The sequence below is a fragment of the Christiangramia sp. OXR-203 genome (assembly GCF_034372165.1).
In the GTDB taxonomy this organism is placed as follows: domain Bacteria; phylum Bacteroidota; class Bacteroidia; order Flavobacteriales; family Flavobacteriaceae; genus Christiangramia.
Window position 1 is genome coordinate 2,306,751 of the sequence record NZ_CP139698.1, and the last position, 23,729, is coordinate 2,330,479.

Annotated in this window: 28 protein-coding genes; 27 read left to right on the top strand and 1 reads right to left on the bottom strand. The window is 31.3% G+C overall.

Annotated elements, in window-relative coordinates; translation table 11 throughout:
• The first annotated feature begins 45 nt into the window (after positions 1-45).
• The 21 genes from T8I65_RS10650 to T8I65_RS10750 all read left to right on the top strand — a co-directional run bounded on the left by T8I65_RS10650 (position 46) and on the right by T8I65_RS10750 (position 17,878).
• On the top strand, positions 46-1,335 hold the full coding sequence (locus T8I65_RS10650; RefSeq protein ID WP_322300588.1) for an erythromycin esterase family protein: 1,290 nt from the start codon (positions 46-48) through the stop codon (positions 1,333-1,335).
• A 168-nt stretch (positions 1,336-1,503) separates the two neighbouring features.
• The gene (locus T8I65_RS10655; RefSeq protein WP_322300589.1) at positions 1,504-2,073 is read left to right on the top strand and encodes a DUF4468 domain-containing protein; all 570 of its coding nucleotides are present in this window, start codon (positions 1,504-1,506) and stop codon (positions 2,071-2,073) included.
• Positions 2,074-2,243: 170 nt separating this feature from the next.
• Positions 2,244-3,287 carry a TlpA disulfide reductase family protein gene (locus T8I65_RS10660; protein WP_089661298.1) on the top strand — a complete coding sequence of 348 codons (1,044 nt, stop codon included), beginning with the start codon at positions 2,244-2,246 and terminating at the stop codon, positions 3,285-3,287.
• A gap of 161 nt (positions 3,288-3,448) precedes the next feature.
• Positions 3,449-4,405 carry a hypothetical protein gene (locus tag T8I65_RS10665; protein ID WP_322300590.1) on the top strand — a complete coding sequence of 319 codons (957 nt, stop codon included), beginning with the start codon at positions 3,449-3,451 and terminating at the stop codon, positions 4,403-4,405.
• A 161-nt stretch (positions 4,406-4,566) separates the two neighbouring features.
• Positions 4,567-5,526, top strand: a complete 960-nt coding sequence (locus tag T8I65_RS10670; RefSeq protein WP_322300591.1) for a hypothetical protein — start codon at positions 4,567-4,569, stop codon at positions 5,524-5,526.
• A gap of 170 nt (positions 5,527-5,696) precedes the next feature.
• Positions 5,697-7,094 carry an AAA family ATPase gene (locus T8I65_RS10675; protein WP_322300592.1) on the top strand — a complete coding sequence of 466 codons (1,398 nt, stop codon included), beginning with the start codon at positions 5,697-5,699 and terminating at the stop codon, positions 7,092-7,094.
• Between the two features lie 5 nt (positions 7,095-7,099).
• Positions 7,100-8,047, top strand: a complete 948-nt coding sequence (locus tag T8I65_RS10680) for a DUF4435 domain-containing protein (protein WP_322300593.1) — start codon at positions 7,100-7,102, stop codon at positions 8,045-8,047.
• A 227-nt stretch (positions 8,048-8,274) separates the two neighbouring features.
• Positions 8,275-8,913: a hypothetical protein gene (locus T8I65_RS10685; protein ID WP_322300594.1), complete on the top strand. Its 639-nt coding sequence runs from the start codon at positions 8,275-8,277 to the stop codon at positions 8,911-8,913.
• Between the two features lie 198 nt (positions 8,914-9,111).
• The gene (locus T8I65_RS10690; RefSeq protein ID WP_322300595.1) at positions 9,112-9,807 is read left to right on the top strand and encodes a hypothetical protein; all 696 of its coding nucleotides are present in this window, start codon (positions 9,112-9,114) and stop codon (positions 9,805-9,807) included.
• Between the two features lie 686 nt (positions 9,808-10,493).
• Positions 10,494-11,153, top strand: a complete 660-nt coding sequence (locus T8I65_RS10695; RefSeq protein ID WP_322300596.1) for a hypothetical protein — start codon at positions 10,494-10,496, stop codon at positions 11,151-11,153.
• A 205-nt stretch (positions 11,154-11,358) separates the two neighbouring features.
• Positions 11,359-11,598 carry a ribbon-helix-helix domain-containing protein gene (locus T8I65_RS10700; RefSeq protein WP_322300597.1) on the top strand — a complete coding sequence of 80 codons (240 nt, stop codon included), beginning with the start codon at positions 11,359-11,361 and terminating at the stop codon, positions 11,596-11,598.
• Positions 11,591-11,875 (top strand): type II toxin-antitoxin system RelE/ParE family toxin, encoded by a 285-nt coding sequence (locus T8I65_RS10705; protein ID WP_322300598.1) that lies wholly within the window; start codon positions 11,591-11,593, stop codon positions 11,873-11,875. Before T8I65_RS10700 ends, T8I65_RS10705 begins: the two co-directional genes overlap by 8 nt.
• A gap of 181 nt (positions 11,876-12,056) precedes the next feature.
• Positions 12,057-12,389 (top strand): hypothetical protein, encoded by a 333-nt coding sequence (locus tag T8I65_RS10710; RefSeq protein ID WP_322300599.1) that lies wholly within the window; start codon positions 12,057-12,059, stop codon positions 12,387-12,389.
• Positions 12,389-12,679 carry a hypothetical protein gene (locus T8I65_RS10715; RefSeq protein ID WP_322300600.1) on the top strand — a complete coding sequence of 97 codons (291 nt, stop codon included), beginning with the start codon at positions 12,389-12,391 and terminating at the stop codon, positions 12,677-12,679. Before T8I65_RS10710 ends, T8I65_RS10715 begins: the two co-directional genes overlap by 1 nt.
• Positions 12,680-12,867: 188 nt before the next feature.
• Positions 12,868-13,284 carry a hypothetical protein gene (locus tag T8I65_RS10720; RefSeq protein WP_322300601.1) on the top strand — a complete coding sequence of 139 codons (417 nt, stop codon included), beginning with the start codon at positions 12,868-12,870 and terminating at the stop codon, positions 13,282-13,284.
• Between the two features lie 250 nt (positions 13,285-13,534).
• Positions 13,535-14,062 (top strand): DUF6252 family protein, encoded by a 528-nt coding sequence (locus T8I65_RS10725; protein WP_322300602.1) that lies wholly within the window; start codon positions 13,535-13,537, stop codon positions 14,060-14,062.
• Positions 14,063-14,286: 224 nt separating this feature from the next.
• Complete coding sequence (locus T8I65_RS10730; protein ID WP_322300603.1) at positions 14,287-14,778, top strand: hypothetical protein; 492 nt, start codon at positions 14,287-14,289, stop codon at positions 14,776-14,778.
• A 250-nt stretch (positions 14,779-15,028) separates the two neighbouring features.
• On the top strand, positions 15,029-15,532 hold the full coding sequence (locus tag T8I65_RS10735) for a hypothetical protein (RefSeq protein ID WP_322300604.1): 504 nt from the start codon (positions 15,029-15,031) through the stop codon (positions 15,530-15,532).
• A 163-nt stretch (positions 15,533-15,695) separates the two neighbouring features.
• Positions 15,696-16,334, top strand: a complete 639-nt coding sequence (locus T8I65_RS10740; protein ID WP_322300605.1) for a hypothetical protein — start codon at positions 15,696-15,698, stop codon at positions 16,332-16,334.
• Positions 16,335-16,495: 161 nt separating this feature from the next.
• Positions 16,496-16,915, top strand: coding sequence for a hypothetical protein (locus T8I65_RS10745; RefSeq protein WP_141878080.1), 420 nt, complete (start codon positions 16,496-16,498; stop codon positions 16,913-16,915).
• 255 nt (positions 16,916-17,170) lie between these two features.
• Entirely contained in the window at positions 17,171-17,878 is a 708-nt protein-coding gene (locus T8I65_RS10750) for a PmeII family type II restriction endonuclease (RefSeq protein ID WP_322300606.1), read from the top strand.
• On the opposite strand, the gene dcm is transcribed toward T8I65_RS10750, so the two are convergent.
• Positions 17,879-19,114 carry a DNA (cytosine-5-)-methyltransferase gene (dcm, locus tag T8I65_RS10755; RefSeq protein WP_416173198.1) on the bottom strand — a complete coding sequence of 412 codons (1,236 nt, stop codon included), beginning with the start codon at positions 19,112-19,114 and terminating at the stop codon, positions 17,879-17,881.
• Positions 19,115-19,375: 261 nt separating this feature from the next.
• On the opposite strand from dcm, the gene T8I65_RS10760 reads away from it, so the two are divergent.
• From T8I65_RS10760 to T8I65_RS10785, 6 genes are all read left to right on the top strand, one after another.
• Positions 19,376-19,735, top strand: a complete 360-nt coding sequence (locus T8I65_RS10760; RefSeq protein ID WP_322300608.1) for a hypothetical protein — start codon at positions 19,376-19,378, stop codon at positions 19,733-19,735.
• A gap of 228 nt (positions 19,736-19,963) precedes the next feature.
• Complete coding sequence (locus T8I65_RS10765; protein WP_322300609.1) at positions 19,964-20,209, top strand: AbrB/MazE/SpoVT family DNA-binding domain-containing protein; 246 nt, start codon at positions 19,964-19,966, stop codon at positions 20,207-20,209.
• Positions 20,200-20,523, top strand: coding sequence for a type II toxin-antitoxin system PemK/MazF family toxin (locus tag T8I65_RS10770; protein ID WP_322300610.1), 324 nt, complete (start codon positions 20,200-20,202; stop codon positions 20,521-20,523). Before T8I65_RS10765 ends, T8I65_RS10770 begins: the two co-directional genes overlap by 10 nt.
• 189 nt (positions 20,524-20,712) lie before the next feature.
• A complete protein-coding gene (locus T8I65_RS10775; protein WP_322300611.1) occupies positions 20,713-21,189 on the top strand; it encodes a cupin domain-containing protein in 477 nt (158 codons plus the stop codon).
• A gap of 775 nt (positions 21,190-21,964) precedes the next feature.
• On the top strand, positions 21,965-23,092 hold the full coding sequence (locus tag T8I65_RS10780) for an ImmA/IrrE family metallo-endopeptidase (protein WP_322300612.1): 1,128 nt from the start codon (positions 21,965-21,967) through the stop codon (positions 23,090-23,092).
• Positions 23,089-23,592, top strand: a complete 504-nt coding sequence (locus tag T8I65_RS10785; protein WP_322300613.1) for a DUF4411 family protein — start codon at positions 23,089-23,091, stop codon at positions 23,590-23,592. The genes T8I65_RS10780 and T8I65_RS10785 overlap by 4 nt, the downstream gene beginning before the upstream one ends.
• The last annotated feature ends 137 nt before the right edge of the window (positions 23,593-23,729 follow it).

The window sequence follows — 23,729 nt, forward strand, 5'->3', positions numbered from 1 at the left end:
AACCGTAACCGTTGTGCAAAATTTTAATGAAAAGCCGAATTAATAATGAGATATCTCTTAATTTTACTACTAACAACTACAAGAAGTTACTCTCAAAACAAAAACACAGTTAATTGGATAAACGAAAATTTAATAAAAATTGAAGATTCAAACCCTGATTCTTCTCCAGAAAATTTCATTGGTAATATTCCTGACAAATTTGAAAACGCGAAAATATTCGGATTTGGAGAAGCAACTCATCACGGTAAGGAATTTTTTAATATAAAAGCAAAATTCTTTAAATACTTAGTCGTCAATAAAAATGTAAAGGCTTTTTTGATGGAAGAGTCTTATCCAGCAGAGTCGGCAATTAATGAGTGGATAAGTGGAGGAAAAGGAGATATAAATACTATCGCAGAAAATTTCAGCATTCACCCATGGCGGACACAAGAAGTTGCGAATCTTTTAAAATGGATGAGAAGTTATAATTTGAATAAACCTATAAAAGATCAAATTCGTTTTTATGGTATTGATATTCAAAATGTTCAAGGCATAAATATTAAAATCCGTGAGTTTGCAAAAGCGCGTAATATTTTAATTGATGAAAAATTACTTTCGGTATTAGATAGTTGTGTAAATAAAAAAGTTAACTACAACTCTCCATCTGATTGGGCAGATAAGCATAACCCAGAATTGCAAAAAATCAAGAATGTAATTGTAGATTCTGAGATAAAATCTTCAAGTAATTCACTTCAAGAAACTAGGGATGTTCTTAGATCTTTAGACTATTTAATGGACTACACCTATTATGTTCAAGATAATGGTAGTAATGTTCGAGATTTGAAAATGTTTGAAAATGCTGAACATATTATTGATAGCCTTACTAAAAACGGGAAAGCTTTTATTTGGGCGCATAATGAACATATAAACAATCTTGAAAGAATTTCATACGGAAGCGGTTGGACTAGTCTAGGAGCACATTTAAATGAACGGTATCATAATGATTACTACAGCGTAGGATTCGATTTCGGAGTAGGCAATTTGTTAGGATATGTAGCAGAAAAAAACAAACCACATCATTGGGAAATTTTTACCGTCGATAAACCTTTCAAAAGAACATATTCAAAAACGCTATTTGAAGCGAATACGAATATTTTTTTTCTAGATATAAATAAACTTTCGCAAGACGATGAAATTGATTTCTTTAATAAAAAAGAGAAACAGTTAATTTTAGGAGGGCCAGGATATAATCCTAAAGATTTTCATTTAATACCGAAAAAGATTTCAGAAATGTATGATGGATTAATTTTTGTGAAAAAGATTTCTGTACCAGATTATAATCTAGAGAGTCTATAAAACTTTGCACAACATCGGTTCATCGCAAATAACGGGTTTAGTCGAAAAAGTGTAATTTTAGAAACCAGGAAAGAAAAAAGTTAATCCGACAAGTCCGCAACCCTACTCCCGCAACTTGCGATAACCGTAACCGTTGTAGCCAATACTTTAATAAAAAATACTTAAAACATGAAAAATTCAATTCTCATTCTATTATTTCTTTATCCAGTTCAATTCTTTAGCCAAGTAATTGATGAATTGCCTACAGATGAAAATGGAAATTTATATTATAGTGAAGTAATTCAAGTTGAAAATGCTGATAAAAATGAACTTTATTTGAGAAGTAAGCAATTCTTTGCTGAGATATTTAAATCTGCTAATGACGTTATTCAAATGGATGACAAGGATTCAGGAATTATAATCGGGAAGGGATTTAATGATATTTACATCACAGTAATAGGCATTGCCACTCCAATACAAATGTGGTATTCAATAAAAATTCAGTCAAAAGATGATCGTTATAAATACGACATATATGATATATATTTTAAAAGTTATCCCGGGCAATATGGAGTGACTACAACTAGTGCAGAAAAAATGTTTGACAAAGAGAAATACTATAAAAATAATGGCAAACCAAGAAATGTTCTAGAAAAATATAAAATTGAGACAGAGGCAAAAATTAAAAATCTTGAAAGTGCAATAAAATCAAAAATGGAAAACGCGGCTATTTCGAATGATCAAGATAAGGATTGGTAACAAAGATTTAGAAAAAGTACTGGCTACAACAACGGTTAATCGCCAATAAGCGGCACCGTTAGTAAGAAAATAATAAACTTGACCAACAACACAATACTAAGCCGACAAATCCGCGTTCCTTACTCCGCCAACTGGCGATAACCGAGACCGTTGGCAATAATTAAAATTTAATGAAATACTTAATAACATTAGGACTAATCATAAATCTTATCGCCTGTAAAAAACCAGCTGAGGATAAATTTAATATAGATGTTAAAGTGAAAGGAGATTATTCTGGATATCTGTATTTAATTACTAATAAAAAATTAGATAGCTCATTTGTTATAAATGGAAAAAGTCAATTTTCAGGAACAGTTGATTCTCCATTGAAAGCTGGAATAATTACAGACACCATTTCAGGTTATAACAAAGAATTTTATTTGGAGAATAATAATTTAGAACTGGAAATTAATGTTACAAAAAATGATTTTGGTAATGGTCCAGTTGATTGGATAATTGTAGAAAATGTTACGGGATCAAAAACAGAAAAAATTAGAGAAAATTTTGAAGAATTTAAATCTGTGAATGCTGAGAAAGAAAACTGGAATAAAAAGCTTTATAATGAATTACATAAATTAATTACAGAAAACCAAAACAATAGACTGCCTGGCGATCTACTTGCAGAAGTTTCTTCAACTTTCACATTAAAAAAAATTCAGCTTGAAAACTTATATTTTAAGCTTGATAAAAAGGTTCAAGATCCTTTCACAATAAAAAAGTTGGAACAAAATATTTATCCAGATAAAATTTTGAAGGTAGGTGATCAATTATTTGACATTAAAGGTGAAAATTATCTCTCCAAGGAAGTTTCAACTCAAGATTTTAGAGGCGATATTTTATTGATTGATTTCTGGGCAAGTTGGTGCAAACCGTGTATAGATCAGTTTCATGAATTAAAAACAATAGAAAAAAGGTTCAAAGAGGATAATTTAACCGTTATCGGAATTTCCTTAGAAGAAGAAAGAAATAAGTGGAAAAAGGCTATAGATAAATACAATTTAACTTGGACAAACATTTTTATCAATCAAAATATGACAGGTGAAATCTCAAAAATGTATGGTATAAACTCAATTCCATTTAATATTGTGATCAATAGGGAAGGTCAAATTATTGCAAAAAATGTAAGTGAAAATGATATATCCCAAATAATCGATGAATTAAAAGAAGCATCTTAGATTTTTAACTATTGCCAACAACGGCTCATCGCCAATAACGGGTATCATCGAAAAAGTGTAATTTTAGAAACCAAGAAATAAAACAAATAAGCCGACAAATCCGCGTCCCAACTCCCGCAACTGGCGATAGCCGAGACCGTTGTGCGTAATATTTTAATAAAATGAAGAACTTCACATTTTTAATTCTTTTGGCTTTCTCAAGTAGTTTGATAGCTCAAAATGAAAATGAAGATTTAGCTATATTTAGTAAAGGTGAAGCAGTTTATAATCTGATTTACGAAGATTTCGATATCCAATATGAGATAGACCATCTTGATACCACAAAGGTTGAAGAGAAAATTGAATATGAACTTTTAAGGGAGATGAAGTCTTCTATCCTCGAAAGGTCTTTGGAATATTATGAAGAGGTAATTGATAATTATCCTAACTCACAATTGTTATATAGAGCTTTAAACAACGCCGCACTAATTTCAAATCAATTAGATTATAAAGAAGAAGCGATTGAATATTATAATCAAATATTAAATAGTGAAGCCAATGATAAGGAGGAAGGTGGAGTTGGTTCAGGACTAATGGCAGAACCATACGCTCTTTATAAAAATCGAGCTGCAAAAAGTTTAGCTGAGATTTATATATCTCAGAAGAAGTTTAATGAAGCTTTAAAATATATAGACCTTACCAGTAAATATCCTTACCAACATTTTTGTGGAAATGAGTATGCCGCAGATGAAATTTACATTGCCACTTTATATACCAAGGCATATTTAGGATTAAATAAAGTGAAAGAAGCTTTAGATTATTCACCACCTCATATATTTTTCAATGGATTAGCAGATAATTCAGAAATTCTAATTTTAGCTTTAGAAACAATAGAAAATAATTTCTCAAAAAAGGAGATTGATTCAGAATTAGATAAAGGATTGAAAAGTATAAAAATGGTAGTTAAAGAAGATTATCAGGTTGGCATAGTGAACTTATTTGATAGAAATATTCAATTACCTGATGATTCCTTTATCAGTTATACAAATGAAAGTGAATTGAATGAAATTGAAAATTTGAGTGAGAAAGAAAATTATCAAAGAATATTTAAGAATTCTAAATTTTATAAAAGCCTCTAAAATACTACGCACAACAACGGTTAATCGCCAATAAGCGGTAGCATTAGAAAGAATATAATTAACTTGATCAACAAAGCAATACTAAGCCGACAAATCCGCGTCCCTTACTCCGCCAACTGGCGATAACCGAAACCGTTGGCAAGAATAGCTAAAAAAAAAAAATGAATAAAAGAAAGCTTTATATCGGTGCTGCAACTATAGGAGAATTAGAAGTTATAGAAGAAATATCTAATGATGAAGTTTTTCTTAAATCTCTAAATAAACCTAAAATTGATACATATTCGATCACATTTGATTATTTGATCCAATGTGGAGTAGATAAAGTTGTAACTGAGGATTTCGAAAATTTTATTTCTTCAGAAGAAAATCCTCAAATTTTTAATTTTTTAAAAAATAAAACTTCCAAAATTTCTTCTAACAAAATAGATGAATCCAGAGAAGCTATAGAACGAATTTTTAAATATTATTTACCAGAAGGATATAATTCAAATGAGAAATATGATTCCATCTGGTATATACAAAATCTATTAGAAAGCCTTGTTATAGCTGCTAATACTAACACCTCAGTTTTTAAAAATATGAGGAGCGTAACTTCTAATTTAGAAAAAGCTAAAGATGTGTTACCATTAGAATTATATAAACCTATTCATTTTCTGATTAATTCAATTAAACAAGATACTGTTGATTTACCATTTATAGGTCAATCTTTGGAGAAGCGAAATTTAGACCGATTCAATGAAATTTTTGAATCAAAAACTTTTGAAGAATATAAATTATCTCATTCTATTTTGGATACTCAAAATGAGAAAAAAAATTCTGCGATTTCAAATATTCAAAGGAATAGTGTTGATTTATATCGAAAAAATAAGGATTTTTTAAATATTCGAAAAGGAATTATAACTACTCTTTCAATTACACCTAAAATAATTGATGCATCTTTAGGAAAAATACCTGGCTCCATTGCAGACCTTGCTGTTAAGTTTTTAACTAGTTTAATTGAAATTCAAAAACGTGTAATAATATATGACCAAGAACCTCTATACGATGATTTATTTCGTAATAGAATTTTAATTCCCTTAAAGAAACAATTACAAGAAGAAGAATTAAGGAAGAATAAATAGTACAAAGCTACTCTTGCCAACAACGTATATCGCAAATGGCGGGTTTCATAGAAAAGAACTAAATTAGTTTCCATAATAAACTAAACCGTTAAGCCGACAAATCCGCATCCATGATTCCGCGCCACTTGTCGATATACGAGACCGTTGGGCTTAATTAATATGAAAAATATATGGTACAAATTAAATCTATTAAAATTAGTAAACTCTTTGGAGATAAAAATTACAATATAAAACTAAAAGATAATAAACTTATTCTCGTGGCTGAAAATGGCGCTGGAAAGACTACCATAGTTAATATAATCTATTATTTTATAAGTCGACAATGGACAAAATTATTAAAATATGATTTTAAATCTGTAGAAGTAAAATTTTCAGGCAATTCTATCAAACTCGAAAGAAGTGAAATTGATATTATAAATTCAGATAAGATTTCTAGACTTTTAAGAAGATATAGTCCATCAGTAAAAGAAAGATTTTATGAATTACTCAGAAACTATGATATTTCAGAATTAGCCGGAAATTATACTAAACTTGAATATCTAGCTGATGAATTAAGATTGCCAAAAAGTTTAATTATTGAAATTAGCCGTTATGCTGAAAGGGAACAAATAAATTTATTCGAAAGTAAACTTAGAGAAAAAGAACAACTGCTAACTTCCCTGATGGATACACAGATTCTATATTTGCCGACATATAGAAGGATTGAGCAAGATTTAAATGATATACTTCCCGATTTGAAGGAAGAGCTTAGTTCTTATAGGAAAAGAAAATTGCGTTACGTAAGAAATGAACCAGATATAGGTTATGTGGAACTAGTAGAGTTTGGGATGGAAGATGTTGTTGAGAAGGTAAACAGAAAACTATCCGATTTAAAAGAAGATTTCAACTCAAAGTTGAAAACCAATTTAACAGGAGGATATTTACGAGATGTTATAAATAAAAATTATTCAAAAATAACTTATAATCAAATTGAATCTTTAACGCCTAATTCGCTTAGAAGAATTTTCGATCGAATAGATGAAGATGTTTTATCAAAAAATGAAAAAGAAAAACTTTACATATTTATTAGTGATCTAAGAAAAGGGAAGACTATTGAAAAAGAAGAAAATAAAATTTTAGCTTACTTTATTTTTAAGCTTTCTGCGATCTATTCTGAGTTAGAAAAAAATGAAAAAGAGATTACACAGTTTATTCAAGTTTGCAACGAATATTCTACAAATAAAATATTCTTATATGATTATGTGAATTTTCAAATACTTATCCGTCCGCTAAAGCAAGGAGATGTTCTTTTTAACAAGCCTATTGAGTTCAAAAATTTATCATCAGGGGAGAAACAAATAGTATCACTTTTTAGTCACATTTACCTTTCCAATTTAGAAAATTACATCATTATCATTGATGAACCGGAACTGTCTCTATCTGTAACTTGGCAAAAGAGGTTTTTAGCAGATATAGCCAAAAATGAAAAATGTTTAGGATTAATTTCAGTAACTCATTCACCATTCATATTTCAAAATGAACTTGAGAACTATGCTCGAGGGTTAAATGAATTCGAAATAAATTCTTAGGTACAATGGAGGATAGTTTTTTAAAGAAATTAAAAGAAGCAGGAGATTCTTCACAAACATTATTTCTACGTCTCTTACAAGAATATAAATTATCAGAAAAATCTTTACATCTTTTTATTGAGGGGAATGATGATCCTGCATTTTACACGAATTACATAAGTAATTTAGCAGGAAATAATTTTCAAATTTATTTTTATAATAGCAAGAATAAATCCGGTGTATATTCAAATTATAATCAAATAAGCTGGAAATCCTATAATAAGAATAGAGTATTGTTTTTTGTTGACAAAGACTACTCAGATATTCTAAAATTAAGATATCCCATTGACCAGAACATTTTTGTTACAAAATATTACTCTATAGAAAATTACTTAGTCAATGATCAAATTGTTAGAAGAATTCTAACTGATTTAGTGCACATAACAGACCCATCAATTATTAATAACATTATTAAAAAATTCCATCAAGAACATAAGTCCTTCTGTGAGTATATGGTATTACTATCAGCTTGGATTATTTATCATAGAAAGAATGGAACAAATATCAATTTAGGAAATATTAGTTTATCACATATTTTTCAGTTTAATGCTAAATTGGAAATAGTAAAGTTGAATTCTCCCCAAGGAAAAAAATTACTGGATTATCTTGATGAAAAAACAGGAAATCCTGATTCATCAGGTTCCTGGAAATCAGTTAGAAAAATTTATTCCAGCCTATTAAAGATTAATGAAGATAAAATCCACCTTAGAGGTAAATTCGAAATTTGGTTCTTGGTAGCATTTATCAACGCCTTAATTGACAACTTAAACTCTTCTAGAAAAAAAGGAGAACCAAAAGCAAAAATGAATGTAAGTCTAAGTAGCTCTAATGCAGTTGCCTTATTAGCTACAAGACTTAGCATACCTCCAGATTTAAAAAGTTTTATATCAAATAACCTTTCGAAAATTAACTAAGCCCAACATCGGTTGATCGCAAATAACGGGTTTAATCGGAAAAGCGTAATTTTAGAAACCAGGAAATAAAATAGTTAATCCGACAAGTCCGCGTCCCTACTCCCGCAACTTGCGATAACCGTAACCGTTGTGCTTAATTATCTACAAAAGAAAAGAAATTCTAAGAAAATTTTTAATTCAAACCGTTAAAGAATAAATTCGTTGCCCAAATCTTTAAAACTTCAAAATTGAAAAAACTTATTCTAGCATCATTTATCTTATTCTTTACAAAAACATTCGGTCAAAATTTACAATTACGTAATTCACCTAAAATTGAAAGTGAAATTGTCTTCAAAGATGGAACCAAGGAAAAAGGGTTAGTTCGAATGAGTAGCTCAGTATTTGATATTAGGTTTAGAGAAACTCCAGAATCTGATGAAAGAAAAGTCGATTTTGAAAAAGTTGAAAAAATTATAACGCATCCAGATTCTACAAATGCCAGGGTATTTCAATATTTAGATAATTATAAGCATCGCTATAAAATGTTTGTCGAATTAGTTGAAGAAGACATTCTTAGTGTTTACATAAACTCTCCTAATGAACTTGAATTATTCTATTCTGACTTTGATTTAAGATCCGCAGAAGAATTAAGACGTGATGTAAGAACTGAAAATTCCTTCTATATTAAAATAGGTAAAACTCAAGATTTGTATTTGGCTAAAGAAGATCAAATACTTATTCCTGTTGAGAAAAGAAGAAAATTCACAAAAAAATATCTCGAACATTTTTCAGATTGTCCAGAATTAGTCCAAGCTTATAAAAACGAAGAAATCAGTCTAGAAAATTTATCTGACTTTATAGATTTTTATAAAGAGACTTGCAATTAGATAACTAAGCACAACAACGGTTAATCGCAAATAACGGGTATTGTCAAAAAAGTGTAATTTTAGAAACCAGGAAAGAAAATAATTAATCCGACAAGTCCGCGTCCCTACTCCCGCAACTTGCGATAACCGAGACCGTTGGCAGCAAGCCAAAATGAAATTCGTTTTACATCGAAATCCTAATTTTTTAATTCAATAAATATGAATAAAAATGTACTAATCGTTATCATTTTAATATTTAATTATTCCTACAGCCAGGAAACTGTCACGAAGGAGGTATTTGAGAAATCTGAAATAAATATTCTTTCAACCGAAATTATTGACACATCAATTGCTAATAGTAGAGCAGCTTTACAATTCAAGTTTATCGATTACTCGGATAATGAAATAAAATTTTATGAAGCTGAACTCGCAAAAGATGAATTTGTAAGTGTAACAAATTACAAGTATTTTTTTGGTGCAATTGGTTCAATTTCCATAATGACAGTTCCCTTCAAAATTCGATCAAAAAATGAACAAGGATATATAACCGCCAAGGCAGATGTTAAGAATATTGGTGTTTACTTACCATTAGCTTTAAAGGAAAGTAAAAGATATTGGTTAGATAATTCCACAAGCACACATAAATTTTCAATTGGATTTTTGATTGCACCTATGGCCCAAGAACTTAATGATAAAAACACCAGTGATTACTTTCAAAATTCAGAATCCTCTTATAGTGCGTTCATGCTTTCAACTTCCGTCGCTATTACCTACACCTATAATAATTTAACTTTTGCATTAATTCCAGTGGGATTTGATTTTGGATTAGATGACGCAGGAAAAGAATGGGATAACCATGCAAATTACTGGACTGGTTTCGGTATTGGAGTTGATACGAAGTTATTTGGATTTTAGGCCAGCTGCCAACAACGGTTAATCGCCAATAAGCGGCACCGTTAGAAAGAAAATAATTAACTTGACCAACGAACCAATACTAAGCCGACAACTCCGCGTCCCGCACTCCGCCAACTGGCGATAACCGAGACCGTTATATGCTATTGCTCCGCACAATTTTAGCTACTAAGAACAATAATTCTTCTAATCTGACAAGTACGTGCATGTAAGCCTTCATCTGACAAATCCGAAGTAAGAACTTCTAGTAAATCGATAACTTACAAAATTCAGATCCTAAATGAGGTTTTACATTTATCGTTCAATAGAAATTTCATGGGAAAGAACGCTGACATTTAATTGAATATTTACGCTAAAGAAGTTTCAATTGAAACTGGAAAAAAATTAAAGTGCGGCAAACTGGAGTTTCCAACGGATCGCTAAAACAACGACGGACGCTCACTCTTGCGCAATGATTTCAGTTAAGAAGATGATTAGAGATTTAAAATTTGGATGTTCCCGACAGCGGCAAATCTCCCGTTCTTACTCGGACGTATCGCAACAGCATATAACAACGAATATTCGCAATTGTGGCCATTTGAAATAAAATAGTATTTTTAGAATCCAACTAACAAAAACCTAAGCCGACAAATCCGAATACGTACAACCACAACTGACGATTATTCGAAACCGTTGGCAATAATTATGATATGAAGAAATTTATAATTTTACTACAAATATTGACGGCTTCATTTACCTATTCTCAAAGCGATCTTAAAGGTAAGTTTTGTAGCTCATTAAATGGAGTATTCAATTCAACCTGTATTGAGTTTCAAGAAAATACCAAATTTAAATTTTACACTTATGGCTGTTTGGGAATGGAGAGTACTGGAATCGGAGATTTTAGTTTTAAATCTAATAAACTTATTTTAAAATTTGATAAGTTGGCAACGAGTCAAAAAAGTCAAATTGAAATTGAAAATGTTCATAATCAAAATAAGAAAGACTCAATAAAATTACACTTTGAGATTTTAGATGGAAATCTAAACATGAGACCACTTCCAGCTAACATTTTATTAGGGTCAGATTCTTTCGACTTAATGAAAGCTTATCAAGCAAATGAAGATGGGGAAGCAATAATCTCAAAGGGGCGTAGCTCAAAAAAAGAAAAATATAAGATTCTATTTGTAGGCTATGAAATATTTGAGTTCGAGTTGTCTAACTCTTCATCTAAAAATATAGAGATTGTACTGGAATCACAAGGTCCAAGAATTATTTCTAATAAAGTTTACGAGTATGATATAGAAGAAGTAAAGGAAAATTTAATAATCCTAAAAGATGGTAATAGATTCAAGAGATCGAAATCATAACAATTGCCAACATCGGTTCATCACAAATAACGGGTATTTCCGAAAAAGTGTAATTTTAGAAACCAAGAGAGAAAATAGTTAATCCGACAAGTCCGCATCCTTACTCCCGCAACTTGCGATAACCGTAACCGTTGGCAACAATATTTTCAAGAAAAATTTGTATTTGATTCGATTTTGATGCAATTTTACATCAAACAATTAAGCTATGTCAAGACAAAGTATTTCATTCACAAAGGCAAACGATGAGTGGCTAAAATCACAAGTTGATAATCAAGAATATTCTAGCAAAAGTGAATTGGTGAACGACTTGATAAGACAAGCTCGTAATCAACAAATTCAAATAGATTATATAAAAAATAAAATTGAAAAAGCTGAGAAAAGTGGATTTACTACAGATAGTAAAGAACAAATATTAGCTCAATCGAAATCTATACTTAATGAGTAATTACAAATTAAGTAATGTTGCTAAAGAAGATTTAATTAGAATACACCAATTTGGAGTAAAAAGATTTGGAGAAACTCAAGCCGACAAATATTTTAATAGATTTTTCGAATATTTCAATTTGATTGCCGAACAACCTTTTTCGTTTGAATCTGTTGATTTTATAAACCCTGGATATAGAAGATGTGTTTGCGGATCAGACTCAATTTATTATAGAATAGAAAATAATATTGTTGAGATAATGACCATTATTGGCAGACAAGATCTTAGTAATATTTAATCAAGATATTGGAAGAAAATACGGTTGCCAACAACGTATATCGCAAATGGCGGGTTTAATAGAAAAGTACTAAATTAGTTTCCATAAGAAATAAAATCGCTAAGCCGACAAATACGCATCCATAAGTCCGCGCCACTTGTCGATATACGAGACCGTTGTGTGCAATCAGATAATTCAGTTGGTGAAGAAAAATATTTACATAAAACAACAGAATCACACTAAACTGTATATCCTGCCAAAGGATCAGATAGTTTTTGAATCAAACTTAAAAGAACATAATATTCCGTTCTATTCCGACCAGAATATTCAACCTTACACAGATACCGGAATAAGATATTTTGTTCTTGATTCTGACAGATATAAAATTGATCAACTTTTAAAAGACAAAGAAATCATAGCAAGTACAGAAACGATTCCAAGCTATGATTACAGGGATCAAAAGAAAATTGGAACAATTTCAATAATTGTAGTTAGTATTGTAATTATATTAACTTTAATAATACTTTACTTATAATGAGTTTTGGAGCTGGACACGTTCAGGATATGAATAATCGATTAAAACAGAATCGAGCAAATAAACCTTCTAAAAGAGCAAAATTCAAAGAAAATTATAGAGAGGGAATCTACTCCAAAAAACAAGAATCTGATAGAATTAAATTTCACCAGGTTCCTAAAGAAAAGTTAGAAAAAATAATAGAATCTATTAAAATAAAATCAAGAAGTGAAAATCAAAAACAGATTAAAATTCTAGTAATTTCATTAATCATAACTATAATAATAATGATTGCGGTTTTTAGCTTTTAATCCGTAAAGACTGCACACAACAACGGCTCATCGCAAATAACGGGTAGTTGATTGAAAATGGTTATTTTAGAGACCAATTATTAAAAGAACTAATCCGACAAATCCGCATCCTTACTCCCGCAACTTGCGATAGCCGGGACCGTTGTACACAAGTGCTCAATAAGGTTTCGAACTTTAAAATTTAAAAAATGAAATATATAATTTTCCTTTTTTTCATAATAACATTCACTTTAAAAGATAAGAAAAGTGAAAATCAAAATAATGAAAATGAATGTTTAGTGGAGTTGACTATTGATGGAAAAGGAAAAGTATTGTATGATAAAAATATAGTTTCAGATAAAGAAATTTCTGAGATTATTACGGAGAAAATAGAGGAATGTAAATCTAGCTACCGAGTGAAAATTTCTTCTAAAATGATCTTAAATTATAAAGAGAATTATAAAGATTTAGCAGATATAATATTGAAGTCAGTTGAAGACTTCCAATCAAAATATTCTTTAAATAAATTTAAAAAACCTTTGGATTCGCTATCAAATAAACAATTCCAAGAAGTACAAGCAATTTATCCCAATGAAATTATTGCTGATTTTTGCTGTAAGGATTAATAATTAGATTACTGTTTTCGCACCAGTGCACAACAACGGTTAATCGCCAATAAGCGGTAGCTAAAGAAAGAAAATAATTAACTTGACCAACAAACCAATACTAAGCCGACAAGTCCGCGTCCTTAATCCCGCAACTTGCGATAACCGTAACCGTTGTAAACAAGGGCTACAAGAAAATTATTTTTTTAAAGATTTGCAATTCGATAAATCTTATTAAGATTATTAATAATTTGACGTAAAATTTAACGCTATGAAACCGTACATCTATTTGATTTTAATTTTCTCTTTCATTACAATTAGTTCCTGTTCTAAACCAGATGAATGTGAAAATCCAATAGATTGTTTACCTCAAATTACTCAAATCGGGGCGCAGACTTTTGGTTGTCTCATCAACAATGAACCATTTAAGCCTGGAGGTTCCCAGCTAAGCGGACCTACTTTACAAATAGATTATACATTAATTGATGGTCAATATATTTTTAATCTATCCGGAGATAATAAAAAAAGTAACAAGGCTATAGTAATCAGTATAAGAGGAGAAGAACTGCAAGAGAACACAAAATATACACTTTCCAAATATGAAAGAGATTCAAATTTTGGAGAGTATTTAAAATCGGGATCCGATCATCGTACAGATTCTATACATACTGGTGAATTACATATATCGCAATTAGATTTAGTTGACGGAATAGTTTCTGGAACATTTTGGTTCGATGCTATTAATGATAACAACGAAATAGTTGAAATACGTGAAGGGCGATTTGACTTAAAATTATAAATACGATAATTTTAATAAAGATAGTCTTGAAAGATTTAAGATCATTTGTAGTATTCGCCCCAGTTTACAACAACGGTTAATCGCCAATAGACGGCAGCGTTAGAAAGAAAATAATTATCTTGACCAACAAACCAATACTAAGCCGACAAATCCGCGTCCCCTACTCCGCCAACTGGCGATAACCGAAACCGTTATGTATTATGCCAAAACTTGAAAAACCCACTATGAAAAAACTTATTATCGCCCTCACACTACTCTTTATCAATCCTTTATTTAGCCAGGATGAAGAATTTAAATCTATTGACACAAAAGAACAGAATGATCAGTGGAACACTAAATTTAAAACTGAAAATTTAGAACAGCAGATTAAATTAATCCAAGAAAGGATTCTATCTGATTCTAATATCTTCTACACTCCGACAAATGCTCACGGCGAAACTCAATTGCCTGACGGCTTTCAAAGCACCACGCAATACAGACCGCTATATATCTTAAAATCGCAGAACTCAGAGCCAATATTATTGGAAAGCAATATGTCCATAGAGAGAGTTACTTTGATTAATTCGCATCTAACCAAAAATAACGTTGAGAACATATCCTTTTCAAACGATATGAAATCACAATCTCTTTACGGAGCTAGGGCAAAAAGCGGACTTATAACTATAAATTTTTCGGATGAAAAAGTACTGGAAAAATTAGCTACTAAAGAAAGATAATTCTGCAATGGCACAATACATAACAACGGTTAATCGCCAATAAGCGGCACCGCTAGAAAGAAAATAATTAACTTGACCAACAAACCAATATTAAGCCGACAAATCCGCGTCCCTTACTCCGCCAACTGGCGATAACCGAGACCGTTATATGCTATATTTTATGAGAGATTCGAACTTACTATTTCTTTTATTTTTTCTTCCTATTATCAATTCGTTCGCCCAAAACGAATCTAATTTTGATCATTTTGTGATGTCCGAAATTGGAAAAATTAATAACAATAAAACCTTAGATTCCGTTGCTGTAACTCAAGATACCATCAACGAAAAAAGACCATATAGACTGGAAATATTTTTTGGTGAGGATGATAAGAATAAGAAGCTAGTTCTAATGACCGAAAAAGCTATTCTACCTGATTTCCCTGGTGGCAGAAATGTATCAAATGGAGAGAGATTTTGGGAAATCGAAATTATTAATAGGGATCTCTGGATTAAACACGAACTATTACGTGGGCATTTTGAACATAAATTCCAATATAGGGACGGAAAATTTAAATTAATGGAATATAATTCTGTAGCATCAGATGGACGAGGTAAGATCTTTTATCAAAATCTCGATTTCCTAACTGGAATCCGCAGAACTCAAACTGACAGTTATAAGCAAGATAAAGTTTTAAAGAAGGAAGAAGAATTTATCAAAATTGAAGGGAAACCCGATTTGTCTAATTTTGAACCTAAATCAAATAGATACTTTTAAAACACAGCATATAACAACGGTTAATCGCCAATAAGCGGTAGCTAAAGAAAGAAAATAATTAACTTGACCAACAAACCAATACTAAGCCGACAAATCCGCGTCCCTTACTCCGCCAACTGGCGATAACCGAAACCGTTGTAAACAATTTTTAAGCGAGATTTTTATGAGAAAAGAATTGAAATTTTTATTTATAACGTTGTTTTTTTCAACAGTTTCAATAAGCATAAGTGCTCAAAATTCGAAAACCTATAAGCTCAAGGCAGATTTTGAATATCCTTCAGAAAAAGAGAAGTATGAAATGTGGGTTTTCCAAGGGATTAAAAAATTGAATTATACACTTGAAAATGATTCAACTTTAATAAATAAAGATTTTAAAATAATAATAAGGGAATATGAAAATGGAAAATTAAAACAGGAAACTTTAGTTATAGATACAAAAGATGAACCTAGACTTCCTAAAATAAATTCTGACTTTGGATTCAATTTATACGCTCAAAATCTATTAAATTATGAAAAAGTTGCCTTTATTTTTGATAGATTTTCAAACAAGAAATCATTCAAAATAAAAGAAATCTTTAATGATGGGGATTTTAGTTTAAGACAAATAAATGTTGGACAAGATCATCTCAATTTTAGACTAAATGAACCTTTTCAGATAGCATTGATTACACCGCCAAACAGAAACCCAAGCAATGGTGAATTGGGATATTGCCAAGTATCTCAAGGAGGTATTGAAATTGATAAATGGTACGATCAATATAAAATCCCACAGTTTTTTCTAGTTTACCTTGAGATAGGATAAAAACTGTTTACAACAACGGTTCATCACCAATAAGCGGCAGCTTTAGAAAGAAGATAATTAACTTGACCAACAAACCAATACTAAGCCGACAAATCCGCGTTCCTTGCTCCGCCAACTGGCGATAACCGGGACCGTTGGCAGCAAGCATTAAAAATTTCATTATGAAAAAACTTATAATATTATTTCTATTTCTATCAACCAATATCACCGCTCAGGAATTGACCGGTACATGGAATGTCACATCTTATGAAGACGAGATTGTATATTATAATCAAACGACAGATTCAATTTATTATAAAGATGAATCTAGAAAGACAGAAGCGGAGAATTTTAGAAAAATGTTTGAAATGATGATTCTACCTGTTACTTATACCTTTAAAGATAATAATGAATACGAAATGCTTCATCCAATGTTGGCGGAAATTAAAGGAACTTACGAAATAGATAGAAATAATAATTACGTCATATTATCAGAAAAAAATACAATGAATGATACATTACCATTTTCTATGAGTAATGAAATTTTGTATCTCAGAATGAAAATGGAAGAAGGATTTATGAAAATTGGATTAAAAAAATAGTTTCTCTTTAAAAACTAAGGGTTTAAATGTATTCAAGAAGATTATTACTAAATGCCAGCTGCCAACATCGGTTAATCGCCAATAAGCGGCACAATAAGTAAGAAAATAATTATCTTGACCAACAAACCAATACTAAGCTGACAAATCCGCGTCCCTTACTCCGCCAACTGGCGATAACCGAGACCGTTGGCGATCATTCTTTAGAAAGTTTCAGTTTCCATAACTTTTTATATTTTTATGCAAATTATAAAATTAATGGATAATCAAGAAAGGGAACGAATTTTAAATAATGCCAAGGATTTTTTCAGAGAACAAATTGTTGAATCTCACATTGATCGTGCTTGCAAAAGAGCTAGCAGTTTAAAAGAATACAACGTAAATCCATTTTTATTTAAATACTTAGCAAATTTTCTAACCGGGAATGACGATCCATACAGCATTGCAAAAGCATTAGTACTTCCAAGAGTTTTAGGATCTTCCATTACCACATCATTTGGAATGAAAATACAAAGTTTAATTAGTTCATTATTTGAAGGACTTGGTTCGACTACACAAGGAATCGATATTGAATTTATTGATGCAATTGATGGAAGGAAAAAATACTGTCAATTAAAAGCTGGCCCAAATACTATAAACCATGATGATGTTACAACAATTGTAAACCATTTTAATGGTGTTAGAAATTTAGCGAGAACCAACAATTTAAATGTTGGTATTCATGACATGATTGTTGGAGTAGTATATGGTGACGCTAGTGAATTAAGTTCACATTACAACAGAATTAACGAAAATTATCCAGTTTATATTGGACAAGATTTTTGGCATAGATTGACGGGAAAAGAGGATTTTTATCTTGATTTAATAGACGCGATTGGTGATGTAGCACTTGAAGTCGATGCCAGCCAAGTAATTGAGGCTACTATTAAAAAATTAGAAATTGAAATAGCTGAAAAATACCAATAGCTAATTGTTCTTAGCTTGGTAATATTTATTTAAAAATTTAATCACCGAATATCCTATTTCCTCTCCCAAATTTACAGGAACGGCATTACCAATTTGTTTATATTGTTGAGCAGTGGAACCAACAAATTTCCAGTCATCAGGAAATGTTTGAATTCTAGCATATTCTCTAACTGTAAATGGTCTAGTTTCATCAGGATGACATCTTTCAGTTTGTTTTTGGGCAGGACTACAAGTCAAAGTCAAACTAGGTTCATCCCAACCAATTCTTCTGGCCATACCCGTTTTACCTCCACCGAGATAAAAACTTCCTCCCATATATTCCTTTTGTAAATCCAAAGGTAAATCTCGCCAATAACCTTTCGGTGGAACTAAATCAAGAACCTTTTTCTTATATTCAGGATACTTTGCACCATCAGAATTAGGAACATCTTTATCAAACAAGTCTCCTTTTTTTAAGGCATCTTTTAAATTATAAACTTTATTATGCTTTTTTGGATATTCATAGGCAATATCAATATCCTTTCTTACTCCAACTAAAATTAATCTTTCTCGCTTTTGAGGAACTCTGTAATTAATAGCTTTTAAAACTTCAACTGGAACAACTTTATAACCTATTTCATCCAAAATTGAAATCATGCCTTTCAAAGTCTTTCCTTTATCATGGCTTAAAAGCCCTCGAACATTTTCTCCGATGCATATAGAAGGTTGCACTTCCTTAACTACCCTAGCAAATTCATAAAACAAAGTACCTCGAGCATCTTCTAAACCTAATTTTTTCCCAGCATAACTAAAAGCTTGACAAGGAAATCCACCAGTTACTATATCCGCTTTATTCTTGTATTCCCTAAAATCAAAAGATTTTATATCGCCTTCCAAAACATTCCAATTTGGTCGATTCGTTCTTAGAGTTTTGCAGGCCCATTTATCGATTTCATTTAAGGCAACACATTTTAAACCTGATTTTTCCATTCCGATAGCTAAACCACCTGCGCCAGCAAATAGTTCTAAAACTGTAAATTGATCCAAAGGTTCTACGTAATTGGAGATATTATCTTCAAAATTTTCATCAAACAACTTTCCCATTAAATTTTCAATATCGTCTTTTCGATAAACACGATAGTTAGATACGGGTTCCCTAACAGCATTTAAAATACCTTCATTATCCCATCTTCGTAAAGTTTCTTTACTTTTACCAATAATCTCTGCTGTCTCTGAAAGTGATAAATAATTCTCCATAACCAAGTTAGTTAACCTTATACATTGGTTACAAATTTAAATTAAAAAATTTACTACGCAATTAAAATAAAATAAAAGAACGAATCGCCAACAACGTATATCGCAAATGGCGTGTTTAATAGAAAAGAACTAAATTAGATTCCATAATAAACAAAATCGTTACGCCGACAAATCCGCATCCATAATTCCACGCCACTTGTCGATATACGAGACCGTTGTAGCCAATATTTGCAGTGTGATTGCGATTAATATAATAACTACATGAATATTAAGAATCTTATACTTTTAACCCTAATTGCTCTCTTATCATCTTGTGATACTAGCACTGATAAAAAGAACGCAAAAATTGATACTTTCGACAAAGTATTTATCGATAGTCTCGTTCCCATGGCTGATAAAAATTATTCTGTTTTTTACGCAAAAATAAAGGGAAACTCAAATGACTCAATCAGACTGAATATCAGTTCGGATAAAACTGAAGATGAAAAATTTGATTATTACTTCATCGGTGATTTTGAAAAAGAAATACGCATGGACTATTATGGCGAATCAAAAAAATATATAAAGTTAGATCCGTATAAAGCTACAGATGGAAAATTGGAGTTAGATTATCAATTGTAATTTTATTGCAAACACTGGCAACAACAACGGTTAATCGCCAATTGACGGCACCGTTAGAAAGAAAATAATTAACTTGACCAACAAACCTTTACTAAGCCGACAAATCCGCGTCCCTTACTCCGCCAACTGGCGATAACCGAGACCGTTGGCATTAATACTTAAATAGAGAAAATTTAATTTTGAAATCTGATTTAAAGTAATAACTTTGTATTTACAAAAATAAAAGTTATGGAAACTTCAATCATACAAATTGGAAATTCAAAAGGACTTCGTTTAAGCAAAACGATTCTTGAGAAATATCATATAAAAGATAAAGTAGAACTCATTTTAGAAAAGGGTCAAATTATACTCCGACCAATTGATTCGCCAAGAAAAAATTGGGAAGAAAAATTTAAGAAAATGGCCAAAAATAAAGATGACCAACTTCTGATGAATGATGTGTTTGATGATGAAAATTTTGATGAATGGATTTAAATCAATATGATATAGTTCTAGTTAATTTAAATCCGACTGTTGGAAGTGAAATAAAGAAAACCAGACCCTGTGTAATCATTTCGCCAAATGAGATGAATAAATACTTAAGAACAATTGTTGTTGCTCCAATGACAACAAATACGAAAAAATATCCGACAAGAATTCCTGTAAAATCAAATGGAAAAAAAGGAATGATTGCAATTGACCAGATTAGAACAATTGACAAACAAAGAATTGTAAAAATCTTTGAATCATTATCCAACTCGGAAATCAAAAAGTGCAAAGAGGTGCTTAAAGAAACATTTGTGGACTAAGTACTAATGCCAACAACGATTCATCGCAAATAGACGGCACCGTTAGTAAGAAAATAATTAAATTCACCAACAAACCGGGTCTAAGCCGACAACGCCGCGTCCCCTACTCCGCCAACTTGCGATAATCGAGACCGTTGTACGCAAGTATTGACTAAGAATGATTAAAGAAATTAATTAAAAAAGAAGATTATGAAATATTCAATTTTTACTTTTTTGCTTTTTGCTCCATTGTTTCTTGTAGCTCAAAGTTCTAACTATAATGTGTCTTCCTATAAGATAGAAGGAACTAAGGCACCCAATACTCATTACATTGGAGAAGCTTGGTTAAATCCATTAATTCACGATGATGAAGAATTAGGTTACAACATCACCAAAGCAACCTTCAAAGCTAACTCAACTTTAGATTGGCATAAACACGGTTCTGTTCAAGTTTTAGTAATTGTAGATGGTGAGGCCTATTATCAAGAAAAAGGTAAAAAGCCTATAATTCTAAAAGAAGGAGATGTAATTAGATGCGAAAAAGAAACTGAGCATTGGCACTCATCTACGAAAGATAGCGATGTTACATATTTAGCATTCTATAGTGGAGAAAAACCAACAGAATGGACAGAAGTCTTAACTCAAGAATATTACGATCAAGTTCATAAAATGCTAGAAACTAAATGACACAATTAAGAATTGTAAAAAATTCTATACTAGATGATCGAAACGCAATGCCAGCGCACAACATCGGTTCATCGCAAATAACGGGTTTAATCGAAAAAGTATAATTTTAGAAACCAGGAAAGAAAATAGTTAATCCGACAAGTCCGCGTCCCTACTCCCGCAACTTGCGATAACCGTAACCGTTATATGCTATTGCTCCGCACATTTTTAGCTACAATGAACAATAATTCTTCTAATCCGACAAATATGTGCATGTAAGCCTTCATCCGAAAAATCCGAAGTAAGAACTTTTAGTAAATCATTAACTTACATGATTCAGATCCGAAATGAGTTTTTACATTTATCGTTCAACTAAAATTTTATGCATAAGAACACCGACTTTCAATTGAATATTTACGCTAAAGAAGTTTCAGTTTAAACGGGAGAAATATAATGCGCGGCAAACTGGAGTTTCTCACGGTTCGGTAAAACTACGACGGACGCTCACTCTTGCGCAATGATTTCAGATAAGAAAATGATTAGAGATCTAAACTTTTAATGTTCCCGACAGCGGCAAATCTCTCGTTCTTACTCAGACGTATCGCAACAGCATATAACAACGAATATTCGCAATTGTGGCCATTTGAAATAAAATAGTATTTTTAGAAACCAAGAAACAAAAACCTAAGCCGACAAATCCGAATACGTACAACCACAACTGACGATTATTCGAAACCGTTGTAGGCAATGTGAGTTCAAGATTTAAATTACATATATTTGTACAGTGGTAAATAGAGTGGAAAATATCAATTCTAATTTAATTGAGTGGGCAATAACCAGAGCTGGTTATGAACTACACGATTTCTTTATGAAATTTCCCAAAGTAAGAGAATGGATAGAAGGAACTAAGAACCCAACTATTAAACAATTAGAAGATTTCACTCATAAAGTTCACGTTCCATTTGGATATTTATTTTTAAATGAACCACCTAAAGAAGAGTTAGAAATTCCTTTTTTTAGAACAGGTAATCAAGAAGTACAAAATGTCTCTTTAAACACATATCATACTGTCCAGATGTTACAGGATAGACAAGTGTGGTTGAAAGAATATTTGGATGAAAATGGATTTCAGGATTTAGATTTTGTCGGCAAATTCGATGTGAATGATAGCTATGATGATATTGTAGATGATATCCGAAATCAGCTAGACCTAAAGGAAAACTGGGCTAGTAAACATCAAAATTGGCAAGAGACCTTAAACTATATTACATCCAAGATAGAAGAAATCGGAATTATAGTAACTTTTAATGGAGTTGTAGGAAATAACACTAGAAGAAAAATTAGTGTTGATGAATGTAGAGGTTTTGTTTTAGTAGATAAAAAAGCTCCCTTTCTATTTATCAATTCCGGAGATGCAAAAGCAGCTCAAATGTTCACAATGATTCACGAATTGGCACATATATGGCTGGGTGAAAGCGCTGGTTTTGACAATAATTTTATGTTACCTGCTAATGATCCGATTGAAATTTTATGTGATAAAGTTGCTGCCGAATTTTTAGTACCAAAAAATTATTTCATTGATCAATGGAATAGAAATCAGAATTTTAAAATTTTAAGTCGGCACTTTAAAGTAAGTCCTATCGTTATTGCTAGACGAGCACTAGACTTGAACTTGATTTCCAAGGAGACTTTTTTCAGTTTTTATAACAATTACATAAGTGAATTTAAAGCTAAAAAAGAACAACAAAGTTCTGGTGGAGATTTCTATGCGACTTCTAAGAAAAGAGTCAGTCCTAGATTTGCTAATTATGTCAACAAGGCGGTAAAAGAGAATTATCTCCTTTATAGAGATGCATATAAATTGACAAATTTAAAGGGCAATACCTATGATAAATTTATGAACGAACATCTTTATCAGGTATGAAGAAATATTTACTTGATTCTAACTTTTTCATACAAGCCCACAGATCTATTTATCCACTTGACATCGTTCCAAGTTTTTGGAATAAAACTCAAGATTTAGCTTCGAGAGGAATTATTGTTAGTTTAGATAAAGTCAAAACTGAAATTTATGATAACAGTTCTCACGAAGACGATTTGAAAGATTGGTGTACTGCAAATTTAGACGTCAATTTCTTTGAAAGTTCAGAGCAAGTTTTATCAAATTATATTCGAATAGTCCAATGGGTGAACTCAATGAGCAACCATTTTAATGAACGTGCTATACAAGAATTTTTAGAGACTGACTTAGCAGACCCATGGCTTGTGGCGTATGCTATGGAGAATGATTTGACAATTGTCACTTATGAAGTCAGCCAACCAGATCGAAAGAATAGGGTTAAAATTCCAGAAGTCTGCAATCAATTTGGTGTAGAATATGTTGACACAATAAAAATGATGCGCGAATTACAAGAAAGTTTTTAGTCTCACACTGCCTACAACAACGGTTAATCGCCAATAAGCGGCAGCGTTAGTAAGAAAATAATTAACTTGACCAACAAACCAATACTAAGCCGACAAATCCGCGTCCCCTACTCCGCCAACTGGCGATAACCGAAACC

Bases quoted from the DNA above. Each gene is read 5' to 3' on its own strand.
- T8I65_RS10650 (WP_322300588.1), top strand. From the start codon at position 46: ATGAGATATCTCTTAATTTTACTACTAACAACTACAAGAAGTTACTCT.
- T8I65_RS10655 (WP_322300589.1), top strand. From the start codon at position 1,504: ATGAAAAATTCAATTCTCATTCTATTATTTCTTTATCCAGTTCAATTC.
- T8I65_RS10660 (WP_089661298.1), top strand. From the start codon at position 2,244: ATGAAATACTTAATAACATTAGGACTAATCATAAATCTTATCGCCTGT.
- T8I65_RS10665 (WP_322300590.1), top strand. From the start codon at position 3,449: ATGAAGAACTTCACATTTTTAATTCTTTTGGCTTTCTCAAGTAGTTTG.
- T8I65_RS10670 (WP_322300591.1), top strand. From the start codon at position 4,567: ATGAATAAAAGAAAGCTTTATATCGGTGCTGCAACTATAGGAGAATTA.
- T8I65_RS10675 (WP_322300592.1), top strand. From the start codon at position 5,697: ATGGTACAAATTAAATCTATTAAAATTAGTAAACTCTTTGGAGATAAA.
- T8I65_RS10680 (WP_322300593.1), top strand. From the start codon at position 7,100: ATGGAGGATAGTTTTTTAAAGAAATTAAAAGAAGCAGGAGATTCTTCA.
- T8I65_RS10690 (WP_322300595.1), top strand. From the start codon at position 9,112: ATGAATAAAAATGTACTAATCGTTATCATTTTAATATTTAATTATTCC.
- T8I65_RS10695 (WP_322300596.1), top strand. From the start codon at position 10,494: ATGAAGAAATTTATAATTTTACTACAAATATTGACGGCTTCATTTACC.
- T8I65_RS10700 (WP_322300597.1), top strand. From the start codon at position 11,359: ATGTCAAGACAAAGTATTTCATTCACAAAGGCAAACGATGAGTGGCTA.
- T8I65_RS10705 (WP_322300598.1), top strand. From the start codon at position 11,591: ATGAGTAATTACAAATTAAGTAATGTTGCTAAAGAAGATTTAATTAGA.
- T8I65_RS10715 (WP_322300600.1), top strand. From the start codon at position 12,389: ATGAGTTTTGGAGCTGGACACGTTCAGGATATGAATAATCGATTAAAA.
- T8I65_RS10720 (WP_322300601.1), top strand. From the start codon at position 12,868: ATGAAATATATAATTTTCCTTTTTTTCATAATAACATTCACTTTAAAA.
- T8I65_RS10725 (WP_322300602.1), top strand. From the start codon at position 13,535: ATGAAACCGTACATCTATTTGATTTTAATTTTCTCTTTCATTACAATT.
- T8I65_RS10730 (WP_322300603.1), top strand. From the start codon at position 14,287: ATGAAAAAACTTATTATCGCCCTCACACTACTCTTTATCAATCCTTTA.
- T8I65_RS10735 (WP_322300604.1), top strand. From the start codon at position 15,029: ATGTCCGAAATTGGAAAAATTAATAACAATAAAACCTTAGATTCCGTT.
- T8I65_RS10740 (WP_322300605.1), top strand. From the start codon at position 15,696: ATGAGAAAAGAATTGAAATTTTTATTTATAACGTTGTTTTTTTCAACA.
- T8I65_RS10745 (WP_141878080.1), top strand. From the start codon at position 16,496: ATGAAAAAACTTATAATATTATTTCTATTTCTATCAACCAATATCACC.
- T8I65_RS10750 (WP_322300606.1), top strand. From the start codon at position 17,171: ATGGATAATCAAGAAAGGGAACGAATTTTAAATAATGCCAAGGATTTT.
- dcm (WP_416173198.1), bottom strand. From the start codon at position 19,114: ATGGAGAATTATTTATCACTTTCAGAGACAGCAGAGATTATTGGTAAA.
- T8I65_RS10760 (WP_322300608.1), top strand. From the start codon at position 19,376: ATGAATATTAAGAATCTTATACTTTTAACCCTAATTGCTCTCTTATCA.
- T8I65_RS10765 (WP_322300609.1), top strand. From the start codon at position 19,964: ATGGAAACTTCAATCATACAAATTGGAAATTCAAAAGGACTTCGTTTA.
- T8I65_RS10770 (WP_322300610.1), top strand. From the start codon at position 20,200: ATGGATTTAAATCAATATGATATAGTTCTAGTTAATTTAAATCCGACT.
- T8I65_RS10775 (WP_322300611.1), top strand. From the start codon at position 20,713: ATGAAATATTCAATTTTTACTTTTTTGCTTTTTGCTCCATTGTTTCTT.
- T8I65_RS10785 (WP_322300613.1), top strand. From the start codon at position 23,089: ATGAAGAAATATTTACTTGATTCTAACTTTTTCATACAAGCCCACAGA.